Origin of the sequence: uncultured Christiangramia sp., assembly GCF_913046405.1 — a bacterium.
GTDB classification, from domain to species: domain Bacteria; phylum Bacteroidota; class Bacteroidia; order Flavobacteriales; family Flavobacteriaceae; genus Christiangramia; species Christiangramia marina.
Map to the genome: position 1 here is coordinate 1 of NZ_CAJWRQ010000154.1, position 4050 is coordinate 4050.

General features: G+C 37.5%; 3 protein-coding genes. 2 read left to right on the top strand and 1 reads right to left on the bottom strand.

The window, feature by feature from the left end; genetic code table 11:
• Positions 1 to 189: 189 nt before the first annotated feature.
• Positions 190 to 1029, bottom strand: coding sequence for an SDR family oxidoreductase (locus QZ620_RS13590; protein WP_295182662.1), 840 nt, complete (start codon positions 1027 to 1029; stop codon positions 190 to 192).
• An 18-nt stretch (positions 1030 to 1047) separates the two neighbouring features.
• Here QZ620_RS13590 and QZ620_RS13595 point away from each other — a divergent pair, with 18 nt between their 5' ends.
• Entirely contained in the window at positions 1048 to 1500 is a 453-nt protein-coding gene (locus QZ620_RS13595; RefSeq protein WP_295182665.1) for an ATP-binding protein, read from the top strand.
• Positions 1501 to 1841: 341 nt separating this feature from the next.
• A complete protein-coding gene (locus QZ620_RS13600; RefSeq protein ID WP_295182668.1) occupies positions 1842 to 3779 on the top strand; it encodes a cytochrome c biogenesis protein CcdA in 1938 nt (645 codons plus the stop codon).
• Positions 3780 to 4050 lie beyond the last annotated feature (271 nt).

The following is a 4050-nucleotide window of genomic DNA, read 5'->3' on the forward strand; positions in this document are numbered from 1 at the left end:
GGACTTGAACCCTGCACAAGCTGGGGCAATGGCGGAGTTGATCATGCAAAAAATAATGGTTCTGCATTTCCTGTAAAAGCTGGACAAACAATTTCAGCAAATATGAAAGCTGGAATTATATCAGAATACTCGATTGATGAAAAAAAAGGTCCTTTTGATCGTTAAAGTATTCAATTACTTCTAAGAATATTATTCTCCCTGAAGTTCTGTATCCCAACCTCCTTTAGCCATAATTCCTCCGTCTACAATAATATATTCTCCAGATATAAATGATGCTTTATCACTACATAAAAATGAAGCCACTTGTCCTATTTCTTTGGGTTCTCCGACCCTTCCAATAGGAATATCTTTTCCAAATAATTTTAAAGATTCATTAATGTTTCCTGAAATTGAGTTTGTTACCATAGGGGTGTTAATTGTGCCAGGACATATTGCATTTATTCTTATGTTTTCTTTGATATAGTCCAGTGACATTTGCCTTGTTAAAGATAAAACAGCACCTTTACTTGCTGCGTAGGGTGGAACAAGCTTTTGTGATTGCAAACCCTGCACACTCGCTATATTAACAATTGCACCCTCTCCATTTCTCCTCATAAAAGGGATTGAGTATTTAGACATCAAAAAATAGCTTTTCAAGTTTATATTTATAATAGCATCCCATACTTCTTCAGAAGTTTCTTCTACATTTTTATAAGATGTAGATGGCTGTATTCCCACGTTATTTACCAATATATTTATGTTTCCTAACCTGTTTACACACTCTTCGATTACCTTTTTAGGTTCTGCAGAATTTTCAAAATTTGCTTGAACATAAATTGCTTTTCTACCCAACTTCTCTATTTCACTGACTGCTTTAATTCCATGTTCTTCAGAAATGTCAGCTATACATACTTGAGCCCCCTCTGAAGAAAGAACATCAACAATTCCCTTCCCAATTAATGATTTCGCATTGTTTAGTATTAGTGGGGAAAAAGTATTATTGAATTGACCGATGAAATTTTGAATAGCGGGAGAGAAAATGAAATTCAATCGAGCAGGAGAATTAATATGGCAGATCTCCAGGATCGGTTGATTCAGCTTTATGAATTGCCAGCAAAATCCAAGAATCTTGGTTTCAACGTATTTGTTAATCGCGAAAAGGGTCAGTTAAAGTTTAGTCGAAGACGTGTTCTTTCCATTTTTGGTAACCTAATCTCCAACTCCATCAAATTTACTCCATCTGGAGGAAGTATTGAGGTTCATATAAATATTATAAATACCGAAATCGGGAAACAACTGGATGTGGTTGTGCAGGACAACGGAGTTGGAATGAGCAGTGCGGCGCTGGAGAATTACTTCGAAGATGTTTCAGAATTATCTATCGGAACTGGTGGGGAGAAAGGCTTCGGACTTGGTTTAAAACTGGTCAATGAGCTGGTTCATGAACTGGGAGGCTCCATGAATATTGCTTCAGATATCAACAAAGGCACTAAAATTAGTATTCTGATTCCTATAAATTAGCTTGGTGACTTGTAAGGTCTTTTAGATCGCAGCACTGGATATCAAAATTTCAAATAATTCACTTCTTCCCTTAATTATCGTTTGTTTTTATCCATTGCTTTAAACTGCAATTATATTTTATGATTGGTTAGTCCTAACTAATTTTTACGACTCATTATATTGTTCAGTATAGGTTGAGATGGTTATTTTGATCATTGAGAATGCTGATTTTCCAAGGGCTTAAATCAGGTTAAATTCCTTATTTTTGATGCCATTCAAATTCATTCAAAGGCGCAGTTTATATGCATATTTCTTTAGGACATTTCAAAAAAGGCCTGTTTCTATTCTGTTTGTTATTTACCATGGGCGCGAGCGCTCAAATCCAGGATCCGGTCAAATGGACTTCTGAAGTTAAGAAAGTTTCAGAGAACGAATATGATCTCATATTTGAAGCCAGCATTCAGAATAAATGGCATTTATATTCACAAACTCAGCCTGAAGGAGCTGTCAATTCTACAGTTTTTACTTTTGAAGATCAAAATACCGGGTATGAATTGGTAAACGAAACCAGGGAAAGTGAATCTATTACTGAATTCGACAAGGTTTTTGAGACAGATTTGAGTTATTTTCTGGACGAGGCAACATTTTCTCAGCGTGTACGAGTTACCGATACCACGTTATCCACTATAATTGCCAAGATCGAATACCAGGCCTGTGATGATGAAGCCTGTATATTTGACTCGAAAAAATTTACTTTTCAGTTAAAGGAAGACGCTACTCCAGCAAAGCTAGACCCTGAGGAAACAGGAAATCTTAAAATGGAAGATCAGCGTTCTTTCTGGGGTATCTTTATTATTGCTTTTTTATCTGGATTCGCAGCCTTGCTCACGCCTTGCGTTTTCCCAATGATTCCCATGACGGTAAGCTTTTTCACTAAGCAATCGAAATCACGTGCAGCGGGCATTAGGAATGCTATTTTCTACGGAATTTCCATCGTTGTTATCTATGTACTTCTAGGCTCATTGGTAACCCTGATCTTTGGAGCTGATAGTCTGAATGCTTTATCCACGAATGTGTGGTTCAATCTCATATTCTTCATACTTCTAGTTGTTTTTGCAATGTCCTTTATGGGGGCTTTTGAGATCGTACTGCCAAGTAGCTGGGGAACGAGGATCGATTCTAAAGCTGACAGAGGCGGGCTCATTGGAATATTTTTTATGGCGCTGGCCTTAGCGATCGTTTCATTCTCATGTACGGGACCAATCGTGGGAACTTTACTGGTGGAAGCGGCTTCAAAAGGAGGTATTGCACCAATTATAGGAATGCTTGGATTCTCACTGGCAATCGCTCTTCCATTTGCCTTGTTCGCGGCCTTCCCGGGTTGGATGAATAGTTTACCAAAATCTGGTGGCTGGTTAAATACGGTCAAGGTAGTTTTAGGATTTCTCGAACTGGCACTGGCATTTAAATTTCTTTCGAATGCAGATTTGGTCTTGCAGTTACATTTCCTCGAGAGAGAGGTTTTCCTGGCGATCTGGATAGCGATCTTTGCTGTTCTTTCCTTGTATCTCTTCGGAAAAATACGTTTACCACATGATTCTCCTCTCGAATATATATCTGTGGGAAGATTGTTATTAGGAATTATAGTTCTCACATTTACAATTTATTTGATCCCTGGCTTATGGGGAGCGCCTCTAAAAATTATTAGTGGTTTTCCTCCGCCATTACAATACAGTGAATCACCAGATGGTTTAGGAAGTTCTGGAGGATTGAATACGAACGTTAACTCCAACCTTCCTGAAGGAGCCGATTATGGACCTCATGATCTGGTTAGCTTTCATGATTATGAACAGGGAATGGCATATGCAGAAAAGCAGAATTTACCAGTCCTGCTAGATTTTACGGGGCATGCTTGTGTGAATTGTAGAAAGATGGAAGAAAGAGTGTGGAGTGAAGATGAGGTGTTGAATTTACTTCAGAATGACATTGTATTAATTTCCCTTTACGTAGATGATCAACGAGATCTTCCTGAGAATGAACAATATGTATCTGAAGCTACTGGTAAAGAAATTGAAACCATCGGAAATAAATGGAGTGATTTCCAGATCACAAACTTTAAAGCAAATGCACAACCATATTATGTATTACTTGACAATGCAGGTAATAAGTTAAATGATCCCATTGCTTACGAACCAGATGCTGATAAATATTTACAGTGGCTAAAGAATGGGGTGAATAATTTCTATGATGATGAATCAGTGGATGATTTGAATGAAAGCTCTCCATCTATTTTTCAGTAAACTTTAGTTCGCTCCAGTTTCTTGAAAATTTATGCTAAAACATTGCTGATTAACTCTTCATTCTTGTCAAACCTATCTAAATTATCATTCGAAGGTTTTTAAACCTGAAATTGAATGACATAGATGCCCAGGGAAGGGTTCCCCATTCAATTGACATTTCGCAGTTTCTAAAAGTGAATGATTCACAAGCGACGATTTGCCACTTCCAGATACACCTGTAACACAAATGAGTGAATTCAATGGAAATCTGATATCAAGATTCTTCAAATTA